The following is an 18939-nucleotide window of genomic DNA, read 5'->3' on the forward strand; positions in this document are numbered from 1 at the left end:
AACACTGTTGTCATCCCTGGAGCCTGATGAATGAGTGCCAAACAATCCGACACCCTGACAAATGCTGAAATCACTGTGCTGGCGCAACGGGCGCTGGCTTGCTATCCCGCCTCGCTACAGGGCGAGCTGAAGCTGCTGTGCCGTTCTGAAAACGCCACCTTTCTGGTGCTGGCAGGCGGTAAACGTTATGCGTTGCGTCTGCATCGTCCGGATTACCACAGCAAAGCGGATATCCAGAGCGAGTTGCTATGGCTGGACGCGCTGCGTGACACCGGCATCATGGTGCCGGAAGCGATCCCTGCCAGTGATGGTGAAACCGTGCTGTCGCTGCGCCTGGCGGATGGAGAGGTACGCCATGCGGTGCTGTTTCACTGGATCGAGGGCGATATGCCGACCACCGATGTCGATCCCAAAGCCTTCCAGCAGCTCGGCCACATCACGGCACGTCTGCACCAGCACAGCAAGCGCTGGCAGAAACCGCAGGGCTTCCAGCGCATCATCTGGGATCATCACACCATGGTGAGCGATCACAGCCACTGGGGACGCTGGCAGGATGCCCCTAACCTGAATCCGGCCGATCATCATGTCGTGCAACAGGCGATCGCGCGCATAGGGCAGGAGTTGCAGGATTTTGGCAAAGGCGAGGATCGTTATGGTCTAATCCATGCCGATCTGCGTCTCACTAACCTGCTGCTGCACAAAGGGGAAACCCGGGTGATCGATTTTGATGACTGCGGCCTCGGCTGGTATCTGCACGATCTGGCGGCAGCGATCAGTTTTGTTGAGCATCATCCACGCGCAGAAGAGTGGGTGGATAACTGGATCCGCGGTTACGAGCAGGTGGGGCATATCACTGATGCGGAAATGGCGCTGGTGCCTACCTTGCTGATCCAGCGCCGTATTCAGCTGACCGCCTGGATGGGTTCCCATGCGGAAACCGAAATGGCGCTGAGCCTCGGGCCGCGCTGGGCCGATCATTCAGTACGGCTGTGTCGTCGCTATCTGGAGAACAGCCAGCTGCCTGTCGGTGCCTGATGCACCATCAGCGGGCGTGGCTGCGCCGTTACAGTGCTCGCCGCGTCCGCTAACCACCCTAACCGCCTCTTTTTCTGCGTTGCCCGCCTGGTACGAAAATTGCTGGATACGGTAATTCGATTCACTCCTGCGTATCCTGTGAGGTCAGCATGAATTCACTGATGAGACAGCCCGAGGCGTTCAACGCCTTGTCAGCGCATGCCAGTGCCAGTAACCGTGGCGTGCTGGCAGCAGCGGCCACTGGCCTGAGCGACTTCATTACCGGTAAAGGCGGTGATGTGGATCGCATCTTTGGCATCAGCGGCATTGATTCAGAGTTGCTCGCCAGCCCGACCCTGAGTCTGGGCCTGGTGAACTATTGCCGCGTGATGGAAGAAGCGGCACGACATTCCGGTTTTGATAACTTCGGTTTGCACTACGGCAGGCAGTTCAAACCGCAGTCATTAGGCCTGATTGGTTACATTGGGTTGTGTTCGCCGACGCTGGAGCAGGCGCTGCATAACGTGGTGAATGCCTTTCCGTGGCATCAGCACGACACTCTGACGCGCCTGGTGGATAAAGGCGATTGCTGGCGGCTGGATTATCAGGTACGCCACGGGGCGATTCTGTCACGTCGGCAGGATGCGGAGCTGACGCTCGGCATGTTTCTCAATCTGATCCGTCATGTGGCCGGTAAAAACTGGGCACCGCGTGAAGTTCACTTCGAGCATCCGCGCCCGGAGCAGTGGCATGAACATTGTAAAGTCTTTGATGCGCCGGTGTGGTTCGAACAACCCTTCAACTCGTTATTGATCCCGAAACGGGATCTGTTACGTACCATGCCGGAGCAGGATCCAATGCTGCTGATGGTGATGCAGGATGCGATCCGCCGCCTCAACAGCAGCGCCAGCCAGCAGAGCGTGGTGGAGCAGGCGCGGTCGCAGGTCAATCTGTCACTGATTCAGGGCGAGCCGGTGCTGGAGGAGATAGCCGACAAGATGGGGCTATCGAGCTGGTCGTTACAACGCCGGTTGCGCGAAGAAGGTATCAGTTTCACCGCGCTGGTGGACAAGGTGCGGTGCGAAATGGCCACCCATTATCTGCAACAGAAACAGCTGCCGATTTCCGAAATGGCGCTGTTGCTGGGGTATTCCGAAGTGAGCGCGTTTTCACGCGCGTTCCGTCGCTGGTTTGGCATCAGTCCGCGTCAATGGCGGCAAGATGGATTGGTAAATTAACCTGCTGCGGCGCAAAGCCAAACCACGCTGGCTGCCCACGATCGGGCGGCGGCGGTAATCCTTTCGACTGACCAATCAACTGCCAGGCACGCAGACACAGTGGCTCATCGCCCTGGGTCTGGGTGACGGCATAGCGCCCGCTTTTCTCCCACTCCAGCCTTACCAGGCAACGCTGACCGGCATAATGGCTGGCATCGCGGAAATCATGTGCCAGCTTCAGCTGCATTTCATCAGCCCATTTGCAGGATACGCTGCCCGGTGACTTATCTGGCTGGCACAGATTGGCAGCCTCATCCTGTTGTTGTGATGAGGAATTCTGGCAGGCGCTGAGCGCCACCCCAATGGTTAGCAGGCCCAATAGTCCCGCCATTCTATTAATTAAATTCATTAATATGCCGTGGTTAACCCTAAAGATCTGATTGTGCCCTGCCGACAGTCTACAGACCGACTCTCTGAATGCTATGGCAATCGTCTTACTGTCGGAAAAACCAGAATTTGCCGCCCTGTGCGGTTTTCTCTTCTTTATTCATGGATCTGAAATGCAAAAAAAATATGCCTTCGCGGCACTCTCCTTGTTATCGGCAGCGCTGCTGAGTGGCTGTGCCACTGAGTCTTCGCGCGCCATCGAAGCCCCGCAGGTGCGGGCCGCCAGCCAGCCGGCGTACCAGGGCGTGCGTAGCCCGATTGCGGTAGGTCAGTTTGATAACCGTTCGTCGTATATGAACGGCATCTTCTCTGATGGTGTGGATCGTCTGGGTAATCAGTCAAAAACCATTTTGATCACCCATCTGCAGCAGACCGGGCGTTTTAACGTGCTGGAACGCAGCAACCTGAAAGAGCTGCAGCAGGAAGCGAACTTTAAGCACAGCCAGCAAAACATCAAAGGGGCCAACTATATCGTCACTGGCGATATCACCGAGTTTGGTCGCAAAGAAGTGGGTGATCAGCAGCTGTGGGGCATTCTGGGCCGCGGCAAAACCCAGGTCGCTTACGCCAAGGTCAACCTCAATGTGGTCGACGTCACCACCTCTGAAGTGGTTTACAGCGCACAGGGCGCGGGCGAATACCAGCTTTCCGCACGTGAAGTGATTGGTTTTGGCGGCACCGCCAGCTACGACTCAACGCTGAACGGCAAAGTGATGGATCTGGCGATCCGCGAAGCAGTCGATCATCTGGTTGACGGCATTACCAGCGGCGCATGGCGTCCGGCGAAATAAGGATATTCCTGATGAAATTGATCAAACTGAGTGCCGCGCTGATTGTTGCGGGCGTGCTGGCGGGCTGTGCACCGAAAGGGCCGGAACCGATTTACTACTGGGGTGATTACCAGCAGCAGATTTATAGCTACTACCAGAAGGATAAAGATCCGATGCAGCAGATTGATGCGCTGAATCTGGATATCGAAAAAGCCCGTTCGGTGAATAAACCGGTAGCGCCGGGCCTGCATGCGCAGCTGGGTCTGCTGTATGCCCAGACCGGTCAGACCGATAAAGCGTTCAGCCAGTTTGCCGCTGAGAAGCAGCAGTTCCCGGAATCCGCCCCGTATATGGATTTTCTGATGAGTAAGAAAAAAGGAGCAACCCAGTGAACAAACTGATTGCAGGCTTCGCTGTGCTGACCGCGCTGCTGCTGACCGGCTGTGCACCGCATAAAAAACCTTATGACTACAGCGCGTTTCGTGCCAGCAAACCGGCCTCGATTCTGGTGCTGCCAGCGGAAAACAAAGCGCCGGATGTCAATGCCGCGCACAGCTTCACTTCACTGGTGACGCAGCCACTGGCGGAAGCGGGTTATTACGTGTTCCCGGTGGCGGTGGTGGAAGAGACGTTCCAGCAGAACGGTCTGACCAATGGTCATGATATTCAGGCGGTAAGTACCCAGCGTCTGCACGATATTTTCCATGCTGACAGCGCACTTTATATTTCGATTACCGATTACGGTACCAGTTATTTAGTGGTGGACAGCAACACCAGGGTATCGGCATCGGCGCGTCTGGTGGATTTGCGTACCGGTAAGGAGCTGTGGCAGGGCAGCGCCACCGCCAATGACGGTGAGAATGGCAACAATAATAGCGGTGGCATCATCGGCATCCTGGTGTCGGCGGCGGTGAAACAGATCGCCAACAATGTCACCGATAAAGCGCACACCATTGCCGGTGTGACCAGCGCACGTTTGCTGGCGCAAAACGAAGATGGCGGCCTGCTGGCGGGACCGCGTCGTCCGGTGACGGCAGCGCGTTAAGTGATAGCAAAGGGAGCGGGGTATCCGCTCCCTTATGTATTGCGCAACTCTCCGAGACGGAAAAGGCCGCCTTGCGGCGACCTTTTCCGGCACTTCCCCGTACGACCATCCGTTATTTGTACAGTTCTGCGGTCATGTGAACACGGTTATTGGTGTTCGCTTCGGTAATTTTGTACTGCGCACCCTGCTGTGCTGCCTGAGCAGCGATTTTGGCTTCTGCGCCATCCAGAGTTGAAGCGGAAGCGGTGATGCTCTGTGCGAAGCTGCCGAAAGAAACCAGTGACAGGGCCGCAACTGCAACGAAAGTTTTGATAGATTTCATGGTCAATTCCTCAGAGATAATTTTTAGTGAGTGGGGCGTTTTGCCCCGATGTGAGAGAGAATAGACCTGTTGGCCGGCGAGTAAAAGCTGAGGGATTTGCTGAAAGTGTTCAAAAAATTTGATGAAAATGCGCGCAATGAATCGCACCGCTACCAACACACGCAGATACTGTTGTAGCGGCGTGATTTATCACGCTGTTTTGGCTTATTCCCCTGGCAATTCCAGTTTGCTGTAACCCAGGCCGTTCATCTTACGCACCTTGATCTGCACCGGAATGCGTTCCTTCATGGCTTCGACGTGGCTGATGACGCCGATGGTTTTACCGCTGGCGTTCAGTGCATCCAGCGCATCGAGCGCGGCATCCAGCGTCTCGGCATCCAGCGTGCCGAAGCCTTCATCGAGAAATAACGATTCAATGCGCGTTTTATGGCTGACCAGATCGGACAAGGCCAGCGCCAGTGCCAGACTCACCAGAAAACTCTCGCCACCTGACAAGGTGCGGGTATCGCGGGTGGCATCGGCCTGCCAGGTATCCACCACATCCAGCTCCAGTTCATCACTGGCGCGGCGTTGCAGCAAATAGCGACCATGCAGGCGATCGAGCTGACGATTCGCCAGCCACACCAGATGATCGAGCGTCAGGCCCTGAGCGAAACGGCGGAATTTGTCACCTTTGGCTGAGCCAATTAACTCATTGAGCTGGCTCCACTGCTGCAGTTCTGCTTCGTTGTCGCTGATTTGGCTCAGCAGGGCATGCTGCTGTTGACGCAGATTGGCGTCACTCTGCAACTGTTGCTGTGCCTCGCCCTGATGGCGGGCATTGTCGCGCAGTGCCATGCGCAGGCTTTCCAGCCTGATATCAATCTCCGCTGCCATGTCATCGCTCAGCTCTGCCGGGCGCAGCTGCTGATGCGCGTTCAGCCGCTGTTCCAGCTGCTGGGTCAGGGTGATTTGCTGCTGACGCTGTTGCTCCAGCGCCTGCAAACGCTGACGCAGTTGCAGCGCCTGATGTTCGTCGAGCAGCGCAGCACGCAGTGCCGCCTCGTCGGCGAAATCACTTTGTTGTAATGCATTGAGGAAGGTGCTTTCGGCATCCTGTACCCGCGCAGCCAACGTTTGTTGTTGCTGGTCGATCTGCGCCCGTTGCCCATTCAGGCTATGCAGCGCGCTTTGTGCCTGCTGCCACGCCTGCAACTGCTGCGCCAGTTCCCGCTCGCATTGCTGCATCAGTAGCTGCTGTGCCTGGCGCTCGGCCTGCACCTGACGATCGCCGAACAACTGCTGGCGTTGCTGTTGTCGTTCTGCCTGTTGCTGCTGTAGCCCGGTCAGTCCCTGTTGCAGGGTGTCCAGCCGCTGTTGCTCACGCGTATGGTTTTGTTGCAGGTTGTGGTATTCGCTTTCGGCTTTGGCTCTCTGCGGTTGCAGGGTAGTGAGTAACCGCTCACTCTCCTGCCATTTTTGCCAGCGCTGTTGCAACGTCTCCAGCCAGCTAGCGCGTGTTTCGCGTGGGGGCAGGGTGAGCTGGTGCGGTGCCAGCTGTTGTTCCAGTTGCCGGGTCAATTGCTGCCAGGCCGCGCGTTCGCTTTCACTGCGCTGGCTGATGTCGTTCAGCGTTTGCTGTGCGCTGGTTATCTGCTGCTGTGCCAGCTGCTGCTGTTGTTGATGTGCCTGCCATTGCTGCTGATGTTGTTGCCGCGCGTCTTTGGCTTGCTGTAATGCGCGTGTTGCGGCCTCAAGTTGCTGCCATTGCTGCTGCTGTTGCTTCTCCTGCTGATCCTGTTGTTGCTGCCAGTGAGCAAAGTCGTCCTGTTGTTCCAGCGTGAAGGTGAGTGCCAGCTCACCGGTAAGCCTCTGCCATTGCTCGCGAAGCGTCGTGATTTGTTGTTCGAGATCGCTAAGCTCCTGCTGCAATGCCTGCTGTTGCAGCAGCGACTGCCGCTGTTGCTCACCTTTGGCGGTGCCGGACTCTTTTAACTGCGCTACACGGATTTGTAATGCGGCCAGCCGCTGCTGATTTTCACCCGGTTCCAGCTGGCGATATTGTTCAATCGCCGGATGCTGGCAAGAACCGCACAATGGGCAAGGTTGATCCGGTTGCAGCCGGGCGCGCTCATCAGCCAGTTGCGCGATGGTGCGTTCCAGGTCGCAAATCTTTTGCACATCAAGCAGCGCCTGGTTCTCGCGCTTCCACTCCTCGCGCAGCGCCTGAAGCATCTGTTCTTCCACCTGATGCTGCTGGGCCAGTGAATACAATTTTTGCTGACGTTGCTGGTGTTGCGGTTGTAGCGAGCGCCACTGCGCCGCCAGCAGGGTGAGCTGCTGGCGCGCAGGGCGTTGTGCCTGGTGTAACGCCAGGGCGTCACGGACCTGCTGGAGAGGATGTTGGGCCTCCAGCGAGGCTAAGGCCTGTTCCGCTTGCAGGCACGCCTGGCTGGCTGCGGCGTCTGCCTGCTGCAGCGGTCCGGCAGCCTGCTGGCGGGTGATGTGCACCTGTTGCAGTTTATCATGGTGTTGCTGCTGCTGTTTTAACTGGCTTTCCAGCAGCGTAACCGCCTGCTCGCGCTCATCCAGACGCGCGATGTCGGCCTGCCAGCGCGACAGATGCTCGCCCCAGTCGGCGACACCAGCCTGTGCGGTTCGCCACTGCTGCTGCTCATCCCAAAGCTGTTGTAAGCGTTCACTCTCCTGCTGCTGCTGGCTGAGTGCGGTGGTGCTTTGTTGCAGCACGTTTTGCTGCTGGGCTAGCTGATGTTGTTGTTCGGTGATCTGCTGTTGCAGGGTAGCAAGCTGCTGATCAAGCGGGATGACCTGCTCGGTCAGCAAGATTTCCAGTTGCTGTTGGCCGGTTTGTGCCTGATCTCGTGCCTGCTGTGCCGCCTGATAACGCACTTCACCCTGTTGCTGAGCGTCGAGCGCCTGCTGTTGTTGTTGCTGTAACTGCTGCGATTGCTGTTTCAGCGCAGCCAGTTCCTGGCGCAACTGTTCACGCTGTTGCAGCTTATCGCGCAGTTTTTCGGCGGGCTCGGCGCGTGCCAGTTGCTGGCGTTCCGCTTCCGCCTGCTGCCATGCACTCTCGGCATGGTGCAATGCCTGTTGCGCCTGCTGTTGCTCATGAGCCAGTTGTTGGGACTGGGTTAACCACTGCTGCTGTTGCTGGGTGGTGGTCAGCTGCTGGTTGAGCGTCTGTTCGCTGGTGTTGAGCTGTTCCAGCTGCAAGGTCAGCTCTGCCCGGCGGGCTTCATCCAGCAGCACCATGCCACCGGCACGGGCGCGCAGGGTATCAAGATCGGTACGCGCGGTTTTGTAACGTTCAAAAATCTGCATCGAGATTTGGCCATAAATCTCGGTGCCGGTCAGCTCCTCCAGCAGTTCGGCGCGTTCGCCGGGTTTAGCATTGAGGAAGGCGGCGAACTGTCCCTGCGACAGCATCATCGAACGGGTAAAACGGGCGAAGTCGAGGCCGGATAAGGTTTCAATCAGCCGGAGTTTGTCACCGACTTTATCGGCAACGATTTGGTTATCAGCGCAGCGTGCCAGTTCAACACGCGGAGCCTGCAATTTGCCATCGGCCTGACCACGGGCGCGGTTCTGGCTCCAGAAGGCACGCCAGGCTTCACCTTTGATTTCAAACTCCACCTCGGCCAGACATTCAGCGGCATCGCGGGTGATAAGTTCGTTCTGGGTTTGTGACAACACGCCGAGGCGGGGTGTCTGGTGATAAAGCGCCAGACAAATGGCATCCAGCAGGGTGGTTTTACCCGCGCCGGTGGCACCGGTGATGGCGAACAGGCCATTGCTGGCAAAAGGCTCGCGACGAAAATCAATAAACCACTCACCGCGCAGGGCGTTGAGGTTTTTAAAACGCAGCGTCAGGATTTTCATGCAGAAGGATTCTCCAGCGCGGCAAGGGTGGTGCGAAACAGTTGAGTGAGCCGGGCAGCCTGTTCCGCATCCAGCTCCTCTTCCAGCGCCAGGCGACGCGCAAACACTTCTTCAACCTGCAACTCGCTCAGGGTTTCATTATCCAGTCTTGCCAGGCTGCGGCTACGCTGCTCGCGGCTGCGACGTACCAGTAGCACTTCTACCGGCAAGCCTTCCGTCAGTTGCTCAATCCGCCGTTGCAGATCGCTGAGATGTTCCTGGGTGGTGATTTCAATATCCAGCCACACCGGTTGTGATGCAGCGAAATCTTTAAAGGCAGCCAGCTGCTGTTCAATCTCCGCCAGCGAGCCTTTGAGCATCTGCATCGGCTGAAACAGTGGAATGGTCAGCGGTGTCACGGCATCAAGGCCCACGCTGAAATCAAGCAGGAACACACTTTTGTCGCGCCCCAGCTCATCAAAACTCAGCGGGATGGGAGAGCCGCTGTAGCGAATATGGTCGCTGTCGGCAATGCGTTGGGCACGATGGATATGGCCGAGGGCGATGTAATCCGCGGCGGGAAAGGCCTGGGCCGGGAAGGCATCCAGGGTACCAATATAGATATCGCGTACCGAATCACTTTTGGTCACCCCCACGGTGGTGAGATGGCCGGTGGCGATAATCGGCAACTGGCCACCCAATGCTGCACGTTGCGTCTCTGCGGCGGCAAAGCAGTGCTGATAATGCTGCTCGATGGCTTCCAGCAGTGAAAGCTGTTTTTCCCGTCCCGATTGTCCGGCCTGGCTGCGCAAAATATCGCGTGGGCGCAGATAAGGGATGGCGCACAGCAGTGCCCCTGGGGTGCCGTCGCGCTGTCGCAGCGTCAGGATCTGTTGTTCGCCCTGCGGCGTCGCGCTGGTGATGACCTGGGTATTCAGGCAGGCGAGCAGTTCACGGGATTCATTGAGTGTCGCGACCGAATCGTGGTTACCGGCCAGCACAATCAGTTGGCAGCCACTGGTCTGTAACGCCACCACAAAGCGGTTAAACATCTCACGGGCGTAGCTCGGCGGCGAGCCGGTATCAAACAGGTCTCCGGCGATAATCAGCGCATCCACCTGATGCTGCTCAATTTGCTGGCGCAGCCAGTCGAGAAATGCCTGATGCTCCGCCGCGCGGCTCTTGCTGTAAAAGAACTGGCCCAGATGCCAGTCCGCCGTATGGATGATGCGCATGGATGCTCCCTGCCAGATTTCGCGTGGGGCGATTATATACGGTTGAGACTGCCACTGACATGCGTATTAGCCGATCGACTCCGGCGGAAAAATCATCAATTCCTCAGGAGTTAACTATTCAGCGCGGAAAAATATGAGGGGTTAAATAGCAGCTCACTGACAACGTTAGGAGATAAATATGTTTCCTGTTAACCGCAGTTCATCTGCCACACTCCCCTCAACGGTGAGTTCAGCACCCGATGATCACGCCACTGCTTCAGCGGCAGGGGATCAGATTGTCGCCGTGACCAATTCAGCACTGCGCATGGGTTCTGTACCGGGGCAGAATGAGACAGAAACGCCAATTAACAGTCCATCCGAAAAAGCTCAGGGAGGCGCGGTCGTCGCGTTGCGGCCTGAAGACTATGAAAAACTGATTTACGGTAAGGCGACAGGAAGAACATCGTCCTTAGTGCCTTTCGGTGCCGATGTCGTTCCTGCGGGGGATACTGCCGATCTTTTCGCTACGGCTGTTACCACCAGAGGAAGATCCGAAACCGATGATGTGGTGCTTTACAACCGCGCACCCGGTTGGGTATTTATCGCCCATCCTCCTGCTGTTGGCTCCTCTCCGGCCTATTTAACATCGTTACGGGAAGATTTTTTAGCGATGGTGCTGAACCCCGATTTTAATTATCGCGCTGAAAATTGCCTGCCGAATTATGGGGTAATGACCACGATAGCCGTTCCCCATGTTGAGGAAGGTGAAATGTGTAGTGCTAACGCGCATTTCTTTTATCTGGATGCCTTCAGACCTAAAGATGTTAAGGCTTTTCTGCGTGATTTTTTCGACGCCATTCTTTCCGCCTGCCAGAAAGTCACAACGGAAGATGAAGCCATGGCCATCTCTTTCCTGATGAGTACGAATTATTACTGGGATCAAGCGGACGTCCCACCGCTCTTTGCCGGTGATATCTCGCAAGGGGAGTTTCTCAGCATGCGCGATCAGCTGCTGGAAACGGATAAGTTCTCGGAGTTAAAAGAACAGATGGCGGAAAAAGCGCAGTCCTGCGAGGAGATGGAAGAATTAGTGCGCCACATAGATCTGAATGACGATCCTGAGGTATAAAATACGTCGTTTAACCGGCTGTGGGGTAGCGCCCTGCTGAGGGGCCGGGAAGGTACACTTCCCGGCCTGGAAAAAATCATTTTTTCTTAATAGTTACCTGAGAAGCATATTCGTATGCTACCCGCCAAAAATCCTGTTTCTGCTGTCACATTTCTGTTTTTATACTCCTGGCCACCCGTTGGTTTTTTCATAAAAGTGTCATAAAACTGACGCATAATGACGCCGCAAATCTCAGTGACAGCCGTCATATCAGCAGGAGTAATAATGGCTAAGCGCATTTTGGTTGTGGAAGACGAAGCTCCCATCCGTGAAATGTTATGTTTCGTGCTGGAACAGAACGATTACCAGCCGATTGAGGCAGAAGATTATGACAGCGCAGTAGGGAAGCTGATTGAACCCTGGCCAGATTTGATTTTGCTGGACTGGATGTTACCCGGTGGTAGTGGTATCCAGTTTATCAAACACCTGAAGCGTGAAGCCATGACACGGGATATCCCGGTAATGATGCTGACGGCGCGTGGTGAAGAGGAAGATCGTGTACGTGGCCTGGAAGTGGGCGCGGATGATTACATCACCAAACCGTTCTCTCCCAAAGAACTGATGGCCCGTATCAAAGCGGTGATGCGCCGTATTTCACCGATGGCGGTGGAAGAGGTGATTGAGATGCAGGGACTGAGCCTGGACCCCTCATCGCACCGCGTGATGTCAGAAACCACGCCGCTGGAAATGGGGCCGACCGAATATAAACTGCTGCATTTCTTTATGACGCACCCGGAACGTGTTTACAGCCGCGAACAGCTGCTGAACCATGTCTGGGGCACCAATGTGTATGTCGAAGATCGCACTGTCGATGTCCATATCCGTCGTTTACGTAAAGCGCTGGAGGTCTCCGGCCACGACCGCATGGTACAAACCGTACGCGGAACAGGGTATCGTTTCTCTGCCCGCTACTAAACGGAGTTTATACCGTGCTGGAACGACTCTCCTGGAAGAGATTATTAACCGAGCTGGTGCTGGCTTGTCTGCCGGCACTGATCCTCGGTTTGCTGTTTGGTTATCTTCCCTGGCTGCTGCTGGCGACGGTGCTGGGCGTGCTGTTATGGCACTTCTGGAACCTGATGCGGCTGTCGCACTGGCTGTGGGTTGATCGATCCATGACGCCGCCCGGCGGGCGTGCCAGCTGGGAACCGTTGTTTTACGGCCTGTATCAAATGCAACTGCGCAACCGCCGCCGTCGCCGCGAGTTGGGCAATCTGATCAAACGTTTTCGCAGTGGGGCCGAATCGCTGCCGGATGCGGTGGTGCTGACCACGGAAGAGGGCTCCATTTTCTGGTGTAACGGTCTGGCGCAGCAGCATCTTGGTCTGCGCTGGCCGGAGGATAACGGCCAGAATATCCTCAACCTGCTGCGCTATCCTGAGTTCTCCCGCTATATTCGCCAGCGTGATTTCAACAAACCCCTGACCCTGGTGCTGAATAATCAGCATCATATGGAGTTTCGCGTGATGCCTTACAGCGAAGGCCAGTGGCTGATGGTGGCGCGTGATGTTACGCAAATGCACCAGCTGGAAGGCGCACGACGTAGCTTCTTTGCCAACGTCAGCCATGAGCTGCGCACGCCGCTCACCGTGTTGCAGGGCTACCTTGAAATGATGAACGATTCGGTGATGAACGAACGTTCACGCAATAAAGCGTTGCAAACCATGCAGGAGCAAACCCGGCGTATGGATAGCCTGGTGAAACAACTGCTGACGCTGTCGCGTATTGAGGCAGCCCCCGCCATTGATTTGAAAGAAACCGTTGATGTGCCGACCATGTTGCTGCTGTTGCAGCGTGAGGCGGAAACCCTCAGCCATGGGCGACACGAGATTCATTTCCACACCGACCCGCACCTCAAAGTGCTTGGCAATGATGAGCAACTGCGCAGCGCGATCTCCAACCTGGTGTATAACGCGGTGAACCATACTCCGGAAGGTACGCGCATTGATATCAGCTGGCTGCGGAATAAGCAGGGCGCAGAGTTTAAGGTGTGCGATAACGGGCCTGGTATCAGTGCTGAACATCTGCCCCGTCTCACCGAACGCTTTTATCGGGTGGACAAAGCCCGTTCACGCGCCACCGGGGGGAGCGGGCTGGGGCTGGCGATCGTGAAACATGCGCTTGGTCACCATAACGCCCGGCTGGAGATCAGCAGCGTGCCGCATCAGGAGACAAGCTTCAGCTTTATCCTGCCGCCACGGTTGATTGTCGCCAGTGGGATACGGGAGAATGTGGCGCAATAATTTTATATGCCGTTAAGTTAAAGTACCTTCCGTAGCGGCGCGATTTATCGCGCAGTTGTTTTGGTGCCATTTGCCAAAAGAGCGCGATAAATCGCGCCGCTACAAATCAGTTCAGTTGCTTTAACAGACGAGCGCTACGCTATTGTCCTCACGGAAATCCCGCATGAAATCATTGCTGCTGTTCATTTTGCTGTCGTTCTCTGTCCTGGCACAGGGACAACAAACTATGCTGGCTGGCAATCTGAGTAGTGTGGGGTCCGATACTATCGGTTATCTGATGACGTTGTGGGGTGAAGATTTCAGCCGCCAGTCACCGGGGGTGAATGTGCAGGTGCAGGCGGCGGGATCATCAACCGCTCCCACGGCGCTGGCTGCCGGGGCGGCGCAACTTGGCCCGATGAGCCGGCCAATGCAGGCAGATGAACGTCAGCTGTTTACCACACGCTACGGCTACCCGCCGCTGGCAGTGCCGGTGGCGATGGATGCTCTGGTGGTGGTAGTGAATCAGGACAACCCGCTGACGCACATCGAACCGCAGCAACTCGATGCGCTGTTTTCAGTGACGCGTTTATGTGGCGCGCCGCATGCCGCACAGCGCTGGGGCGATGTGGGACTGAATCTTCCCGGCTGGGAAAAGCGCAGCATCCAGCGTTATGGACGCAACTCAGCTTCCGGTACCTGGGGTTTCTTCAAACAACAGGTGCTGTGCAAAGGCGATTTTCGTGCCGATGTCTCCGAATTTCCCGGCTCCGCAGCCGTGGTGCAGGCCGTAGCGGCAACGCCCAACAGCATCGGCTATGCCAGCTTTGGTTTTCATCTGAGTGGCGTAAAAACCTTACCGGTGTTGACTGCCAGCGGCGACAGCGTGATGCCCGATGCGGAGTCTATCCGCAGCGGACGCTATCCGTGGTCACGTCCTCTTTATATCTACGTCAACAAAGCACCCGGCAAACCGTTGCCACCGCTGGTCTCTGCGTTTCTGCATCAGGTGTTGTCGCCACAGGGCCAGCGCCGCGTCAGTGAAGCAGGCTACCTGCCGCTTTCTGATAGCCAGATGGCCCAGGCGCGGGCGGCCATTGAGGGAAATTGAAGAACGAACATCGCATCATGAATTTTCTTCATGTCACCTGAATTTTCTTCGTTTGCCCATTTCCGCGCAGCATGTCACTCTCCTTAGCCATATAGCCATCCAGATGGCTAAAAATAACCGAGCGAAATTATTACCTGACGCAACCATGCGTTCACGGCTTTAGCCAGGAGTTCCCATGCAACGAGTTACCGCCCCGTTCCGCGCCGATACCGTCGGCAGTTTTCTGCGTCCCGCTGCGATCAAGCAGGCGCGTGAGCAGTTTGCTCAGGGTGAGATTGATGCCACCCAGCTGCGTCAGGTAGAAGATGATGCCATCCGCCATGTCGTGGAGCAGCAGCGTGCTAATGGCCTGAAAGTGGTGACTGATGGTGAATTCCGCCGTGCATGGTGGCACTTCGACTTCTTTGATAGCCTGCTGGGCGTGGAGCGTTACGAAGCCGAGCAGGGCATTCAGTTCAACGGCGTGCAGACCAAAGCGCGTGGCGTGAAAGTGACCGGTAAAGTGGCGTTTAACCCGCATCACCCGATGCTGGAACATTTCCGCTTCCTGCAAAGCATTGCCGGTGATGCGGTACCGAAAATGACCATCCCCAGCCCCAGCGTGCTGCACTTCCGTGGTGGCCGTAAAGTGATCGATGCGACCATCTACCCGGATCTGAAAGACTATTTCGCCGATCTGGCGCAGACCTACAAAGATGCCATCAAGGCGTTTTACGCCGCAGGCTGCCGTTACCTGCAACTGGATGACACCGTCTGGGCCTACCTGTGCTCGACCGATCAGCAACAGCAGATCCGTGAACGTGGTGAAGATCCGCAGGAACTGGCGCGCATCTATGCTCAGGTGCTGAATACGGCGCTGGAAGGTAAACCGGCGGATCTGACGGTGGGTCTGCATGTGTGTCGCGGCAATTTCCGTTCAACCTGGATCTCGGAAGGTGGCTATGAGCCGGTGGCGGAGATCCTGTTTGGCGGCGTGAATATCGATGCCTTCTTCCTTGAATATGACAACGAACGTTCAGGTGGCTTTGAGCCGCTGCGCTTCATCAAACCGGGCCATCAACAGGTGGTACTGGGCCTGATTACCACCAAAACCGGTGAGCTTGAAGATCCGGCACAGGTGAAAGCACGTTTGCAGGAAGCGGCGCAATTCGTCAGCCTGGAGCAGATTTGTCTCAGTCCGCAATGTGGTTTTGCCTCCACCGAAGAGGGCAACAGCCTGAGCGAAGAACAGCAGTGGCAAAAAATTCGCCTCGTGGTCGATATCGCAAATCAGGTGTGGTGATGCTGTAAAGTTGTGCAAACAGGCGCGTAAATCGCGCCTTTTGTGCATTTGAAAGGCGGGTTTTGCGTGAATATCTCCCGCGTTGTGGAAAGTTTCAGCAAATCATCTGATGCGTTATCGACCTTATCTATATTGATTCACTGCTTTTTACCTGATTAGTGCTATATCCTTCTGGTTTTCCGATCCCGTATTGCCTTTCTCCGCTATAAACGTTTTACTACGGCCCGTTGTCAATCTATCCCTCTGTGAACAGAAGAAAAGCAGTTTAAATCACCTGCGCTTTGAGTATACGGCGAGCATAACGCACTGGCATTGCCTGATAAGCCGTTGTTTTTGGCGCGGTCAGGGGACAACACGAACCCAACTTCCACCGCAACATCAGTTACAGGCAGTACAGAAGTTTATGACATATCGTTTAACCCCGAAGGATATCCTCGCGCTGGGCTTCATGACGTTTGCCCTGTTTGTCGGCGCAGGAAACATCATTTTCCCGCCTATGGTTGGTATTCAGTCTGGCGAACACGTCTGGACTGCCGCTATTGGTTTTCTGATTACCGCAGTTGGCTTGCCGGTGATGACCGTCATCGCCCTGGCGCGCGTGGGCGGCGGTATCGATGCCCTCAGCTCACCGATTGGTAAAGCCGCGGGTCTGCTGCTGGCGACCGTTTGCTATCTGGCTGTTGGCCCGCTGTTCGCGACGCCGCGTACCGCAACCGTGTCATTTGAAGTGGGGATTGCCCCGCTGACCGGTGATGGCGCGCTGCCGCTGTTTATCTACAGCCTGATCTATTTCTCGCTGGTCATCGTCATCTCCCTCTATCCCGGCAAATTGCTGGATACCGTGGGCCACTTCCTTGCGCCACTGAAAATTGTTGCGCTGACGGTGCTGGGTATTGCGGCATTATTGTGGCCTGCCGGTGGACTTTCTCCGGCGACGGCGGATTACCAGCGTGCTGCCTTCTCCAGCGGTTTTGTTAACGGCTATCTGACCATGGATACGCTGGGCGCACTGGTGTTTGGTATCGTTATCGTTAACGCAGCGCGTTCACGCGGTGTGGAAGATGCCCGCCTGCTGACCCGTTACACCATGCTGGCGGGGATCATTGCCGGTGTCGGTCTGACGCTGGTTTACCTCAGCCTGTTCAAACTGGGCTCAGACAGCGGCGCGATTGTGGATCAAAACGCCAACGGCGCGGCGATTCTGCATGCATATGTCCAGCAGACCTTCGGCGGTATGGGCAGCTTCTTCCTGGCTGCGCTGATCTTCGTGGCCTGTATGGTGACGGCTGTCGGCCTGACCTGCGCCTGTGCAGAATTTTTTGCGCAATACCTGCCGTTATCGTATAAAGCCCTGGTCTTTATCCTCGGTCTGTTCTCTATGGTGGTGTCGAACCTCGGCCTGAGCCATCTGATTCAGATTTCGATTCCGGTGCTGACGGCGATTTATCCGCCGTGCATCGTACTGGTGGTGCTGAGCTTCACCCTGAGCTGGTGGAACAAAAGCAGCCGCATTATCGCTCCGGCGATGCTGGTCAGCCTGCTGTTCGGGATTGTTGATGCCATCAAAACCACCAGTTTTAAAGACGCGCTGCCGTTATTCAGTCAGCACCTGCCGCTGGCCGATCAGGGACTTTCCTGGTTGCCGCCGTCGCTGGTGATGCTGCTGATTGCGGCGGTGGTGGATCGCGTAAAAGGACGCGAACAAGTCGCCGTTCACCAGTAAGCGACATTGCTGTTAATTTCGACCACGGGCCTGCCCGTGGTTTTTTCATTTGCAAGGTACTGTTGTTATGCAAGAAACCAATAAGCTCAAACGCGGACTGAGCACGCGCCATATCCGTTTTATGGCGCTGGGGTCAGCGATTGGCACCGGGCTGTTTTATGGCTCGGCGGACGCTATCCAGATGGCCGGTCCCAGCGTGTTGCTGGCGTACATCATTGGCGGCGCGGTGGCCTATGTCATCATGCGTGCGCTGGGTGAGATGTCGGTTAACAATCCGCAGGCCAGTTCATTTTCACGCTATGCGCAGGATTATCTTGGCCCGCTGGCCGGTTACATCACCGGCTGGACTTATTGCTTCGAGATTCTGATCGTGGCGATCGCCGACGTGACAGCTTTTGGTATCTACATGGGGGTCTGGTTCCCCGAGGTTCCGCACTGGATTTGGGTGCTGAGTGTGGTGCTGATTATCGGCGCGATCAATCTGATGAGCGTGAAGGTGTTTGGTGAGGTGGAGTTCTGGTTCTCCTTCTTCAAAGTCGCCACCATCATCGTGATGATTATCGCCGGTTTCGGCATGATTTTCTGGGGCATCGGCAATGGTGGTCAGCCAACCGGTATCCATAATCTGTGGACCAACGGCGGCTTCTTTGCCCATGGCGTAGTGGGCATGTTGCTGTCCTTGCAGATGGTGATGTTTGCCTATGGCGGTATCGAAATCATCGGTATCACCGCCGGTGAAGCGAAGGATCCGGAGAAGTCGATTCCGCGTGCCATCAATTCGGTGCCGTGGCGTATTCTGGTGTTCTACGTGGGTACGTTGTTTGTGATTATGTCGATCTACCCGTGGAATCAGGTCGGTACGTCGGGCAGCCCTTTTGTGCTGACCTTCCAGCATCTCGGCATTGCCGCAGCGGCGTCAATCCTCAACTTCGTGGTGCTGACGGCCTCGCTGTCTGCGATCAACAGTGACGTATTTGGTGTCGGGCGTATGTTGCACGGTATGGCGCAGCAGGGCCATGCACCGAAGATGTTTATGAAGGTATCGGAGCGCGGCATTCCGTGGGTGACGGTGCTGGTGATGATGCTTGCCATGCTGGTGGCGGTGTATCTCAACTATCTGATGCCGGAAAAGGTATTTCTGGTGATCGCCTCACTGGCGACCTTTGCCACCGTTTGGGTGTGGATCATGATTCTGCTGTCGCAGATTGCCTTCCGCCGCAAGATTGGCCCACAGGAAGCGGGTAAGCTGAAGTTTGCCTTACCCGGTGGCAGTGCCACGGCATGGTTTGGGGTGGTGTTCCTGGCCTTTATCATCGGCCTGATTGGTTACTTCCCGGACACGCGCGTGTCGCTGTATGTCGGTTTTGCCTGGATAGTGCTGCTGATGCTGGCGTGGCCATTGGCGAAGCGAAATAAATAATAAATTGGGCGGCCTGTGCCGCCCAATTTATTGAGGGGGTAGCGGCGCGATTTATCGCGTTGTTTTTGTTTTGTCCAGTGACGGTTTCTCTCCGCCCCGGCATTGCGCGATAAATCGCGCCGC

Annotated in this window: 16 protein-coding genes; 12 read left to right on the plus strand and 4 right to left on the minus strand. The window is 56.0% G+C overall.

Features of this window, described 5'->3' with window-relative positions:
- Nucleotides 1-30 precede the first annotated feature (30 nt).
- Both CUN67_RS04310 and qhpR read left to right on the plus strand, forming a co-directional pair.
- Nucleotides 31-1035, plus strand: coding sequence for a phosphotransferase enzyme family protein (locus CUN67_RS04310; RefSeq protein WP_208714157.1), 1005 nt, complete (start codon nucleotides 31-33; stop codon nucleotides 1033-1035).
- A 161-nt stretch (nucleotides 1036-1196) separates the two neighbouring features.
- Entirely contained in the window at nucleotides 1197-2252 is a 1056-nt protein-coding gene (gene qhpR / locus CUN67_RS04315; protein ID WP_084873061.1) for an AraC-like transcriptional regulator QhpR, read from the plus strand.
- Here qhpR and CUN67_RS04320 read toward each other — a convergent pair.
- Nucleotides 2212-2640 (minus strand): cell envelope integrity TolA C-terminal domain-containing protein, encoded by a 429-nt coding sequence (locus CUN67_RS04320; RefSeq protein WP_208714158.1) that lies wholly within the window; start codon nucleotides 2638-2640, stop codon nucleotides 2212-2214. The genes qhpR and CUN67_RS04320 overlap by 41 nt on opposite strands.
- Before the next feature lie 151 nt (nucleotides 2641-2791).
- On the opposite strand from CUN67_RS04320, the gene CUN67_RS04325 reads away from it, so the two are divergent.
- From CUN67_RS04325 to CUN67_RS04335, 3 genes are read left to right on the plus strand one after another with little or no spacing between them, the layout of a single operon-like run.
- Nucleotides 2792-3469, plus strand: coding sequence for a CsgG/HfaB family protein (locus tag CUN67_RS04325; RefSeq protein WP_208714159.1), 678 nt, complete (start codon nucleotides 2792-2794; stop codon nucleotides 3467-3469).
- An 11-nt stretch (nucleotides 3470-3480) separates the two neighbouring features.
- Complete coding sequence (locus CUN67_RS04330; RefSeq protein WP_208714160.1) at nucleotides 3481-3840, plus strand: DUF4810 domain-containing protein; 360 nt, start codon at nucleotides 3481-3483, stop codon at nucleotides 3838-3840.
- The gene (locus CUN67_RS04335) at nucleotides 3837-4493 is read left to right on the plus strand and encodes a DUF799 domain-containing protein (RefSeq protein ID WP_208714161.1); all 657 of its coding nucleotides are present in this window, start codon (nucleotides 3837-3839) and stop codon (nucleotides 4491-4493) included. The genes CUN67_RS04330 and CUN67_RS04335 overlap by 4 nt, the downstream gene beginning before the upstream one ends.
- A 112-nt stretch (nucleotides 4494-4605) precedes the next feature.
- Here CUN67_RS04335 and CUN67_RS04340 read toward each other — a convergent pair whose 3' ends face one another.
- The 3 genes from CUN67_RS04340 to sbcD all read right to left on the minus strand — a co-directional run bounded on the left by CUN67_RS04340 (nucleotide 4606) and on the right by sbcD (nucleotide 9911).
- Nucleotides 4606-4815 (minus strand): YdgH/BhsA/McbA-like domain containing protein, encoded by a 210-nt coding sequence (locus CUN67_RS04340; RefSeq protein ID WP_013512484.1) that lies wholly within the window; start codon nucleotides 4813-4815, stop codon nucleotides 4606-4608.
- A gap of 204 nt (nucleotides 4816-5019) precedes the next feature.
- Entirely contained in the window at nucleotides 5020-8697 is a 3678-nt protein-coding gene (locus tag CUN67_RS04345; protein ID WP_208714162.1) for an AAA family ATPase, read from the minus strand.
- Entirely contained in the window at nucleotides 8694-9911 is a 1218-nt protein-coding gene (sbcD, locus tag CUN67_RS04350) for an exonuclease subunit SbcD (RefSeq protein WP_208714163.1), read from the minus strand. The genes CUN67_RS04345 and sbcD overlap by 4 nt, the downstream gene beginning before the upstream one ends.
- Nucleotides 9912-10089: 178 nt before the next feature.
- Between sbcD and CUN67_RS04355 the strand changes: the two genes are divergently transcribed.
- The 7 genes from CUN67_RS04355 to proY all read left to right on the plus strand — a co-directional run bounded on the left by CUN67_RS04355 (nucleotide 10090) and on the right by proY (nucleotide 18816).
- Nucleotides 10090-11019 carry a hypothetical protein gene (locus tag CUN67_RS04355; protein WP_208714164.1) on the plus strand — a complete coding sequence of 310 codons (930 nt, stop codon included), beginning with the start codon at nucleotides 10090-10092 and terminating at the stop codon, nucleotides 11017-11019.
- A gap of 264 nt (nucleotides 11020-11283) precedes the next feature.
- Complete coding sequence (phoB, locus tag CUN67_RS04360; protein WP_003852491.1) at nucleotides 11284-11973, plus strand: phosphate response regulator transcription factor PhoB; 690 nt, start codon at nucleotides 11284-11286, stop codon at nucleotides 11971-11973.
- Nucleotides 11974-11987: 14 nt separating this feature from the next.
- Nucleotides 11988-13301 carry a phosphate regulon sensor histidine kinase PhoR gene (gene phoR, locus CUN67_RS04365; RefSeq protein WP_208714165.1) on the plus strand — a complete coding sequence of 438 codons (1314 nt, stop codon included), beginning with the start codon at nucleotides 11988-11990 and terminating at the stop codon, nucleotides 13299-13301.
- A 163-nt stretch (nucleotides 13302-13464) separates the two neighbouring features.
- A complete protein-coding gene (locus tag CUN67_RS04370) occupies nucleotides 13465-14391 on the plus strand; it encodes a PstS family phosphate ABC transporter substrate-binding protein (RefSeq protein WP_208714166.1) in 927 nt (308 codons plus the stop codon).
- A gap of 175 nt (nucleotides 14392-14566) precedes the next feature.
- Nucleotides 14567-15673, plus strand: coding sequence for a cobalamin-independent methionine synthase II family protein (locus CUN67_RS04375; RefSeq protein WP_208714167.1), 1107 nt, complete (start codon nucleotides 14567-14569; stop codon nucleotides 15671-15673).
- A 403-nt stretch (nucleotides 15674-16076) separates the two neighbouring features.
- On the plus strand, nucleotides 16077-17396 hold the full coding sequence (gene brnQ, locus CUN67_RS04380) for a branched-chain amino acid transporter carrier protein BrnQ (protein WP_208714168.1): 1320 nt from the start codon (nucleotides 16077-16079) through the stop codon (nucleotides 17394-17396).
- Nucleotides 17397-17463: 67 nt separating this feature from the next.
- The gene (gene proY, locus CUN67_RS04385; RefSeq protein ID WP_208714169.1) at nucleotides 17464-18816 is read left to right on the plus strand and encodes a proline-specific permease ProY; all 1353 of its coding nucleotides are present in this window, start codon (nucleotides 17464-17466) and stop codon (nucleotides 18814-18816) included.
- Nucleotides 18817-18939: the final 123 nt, after the last annotated feature.

The organism is Pantoea cypripedii (genome assembly GCF_011395035.1).
Taxonomy (GTDB): Bacteria; Pseudomonadota; Gammaproteobacteria; order Enterobacterales; family Enterobacteriaceae; genus Pantoea; species Pantoea cypripedii_A.

Coding starts and splice junctions, on each gene's coding strand:
- CUN67_RS04325 (WP_208714159.1), top strand. CDS start 2,792: ATGCAAAAAAAATATGCCTTCGCGGCACTCTCCTTGTTATCGGCAGCG.
- CUN67_RS04375 (WP_208714167.1), top strand. CDS start 14,567: ATGCAACGAGTTACCGCCCCGTTCCGCGCCGATACCGTCGGCAGTTTT.
- sbcD (WP_208714163.1), bottom strand. CDS start 9,911: ATGCGCATCATCCATACGGCGGACTGGCATCTGGGCCAGTTCTTTTAC.
- proY (WP_208714169.1), top strand. CDS start 17,464: ATGCAAGAAACCAATAAGCTCAAACGCGGACTGAGCACGCGCCATATC.
- CUN67_RS04355 (WP_208714164.1), top strand. CDS start 10,090: ATGTTTCCTGTTAACCGCAGTTCATCTGCCACACTCCCCTCAACGGTG.
- qhpR (WP_084873061.1), top strand. CDS start 1,197: ATGAGACAGCCCGAGGCGTTCAACGCCTTGTCAGCGCATGCCAGTGCC.
- phoB (WP_003852491.1), top strand. CDS start 11,284: ATGGCTAAGCGCATTTTGGTTGTGGAAGACGAAGCTCCCATCCGTGAA.
- CUN67_RS04320 (WP_208714158.1), bottom strand. CDS start 2,640: ATGAATTTAATTAATAGAATGGCGGGACTATTGGGCCTGCTAACCATT.
- CUN67_RS04310 (WP_208714157.1), top strand. CDS start 31: ATGAGTGCCAAACAATCCGACACCCTGACAAATGCTGAAATCACTGTG.
- CUN67_RS04345 (WP_208714162.1), bottom strand. CDS start 8,697: ATGAAAATCCTGACGCTGCGTTTTAAAAACCTCAACGCCCTGCGCGGT.
- CUN67_RS04340 (WP_013512484.1), bottom strand. CDS start 4,815: ATGAAATCTATCAAAACTTTCGTTGCAGTTGCGGCCCTGTCACTGGTT.
- brnQ (WP_208714168.1), top strand. CDS start 16,077: ATGACATATCGTTTAACCCCGAAGGATATCCTCGCGCTGGGCTTCATG.
- CUN67_RS04330 (WP_208714160.1), top strand. CDS start 3,481: ATGAAATTGATCAAACTGAGTGCCGCGCTGATTGTTGCGGGCGTGCTG.
- CUN67_RS04370 (WP_208714166.1), top strand. CDS start 13,465: ATGAAATCATTGCTGCTGTTCATTTTGCTGTCGTTCTCTGTCCTGGCA.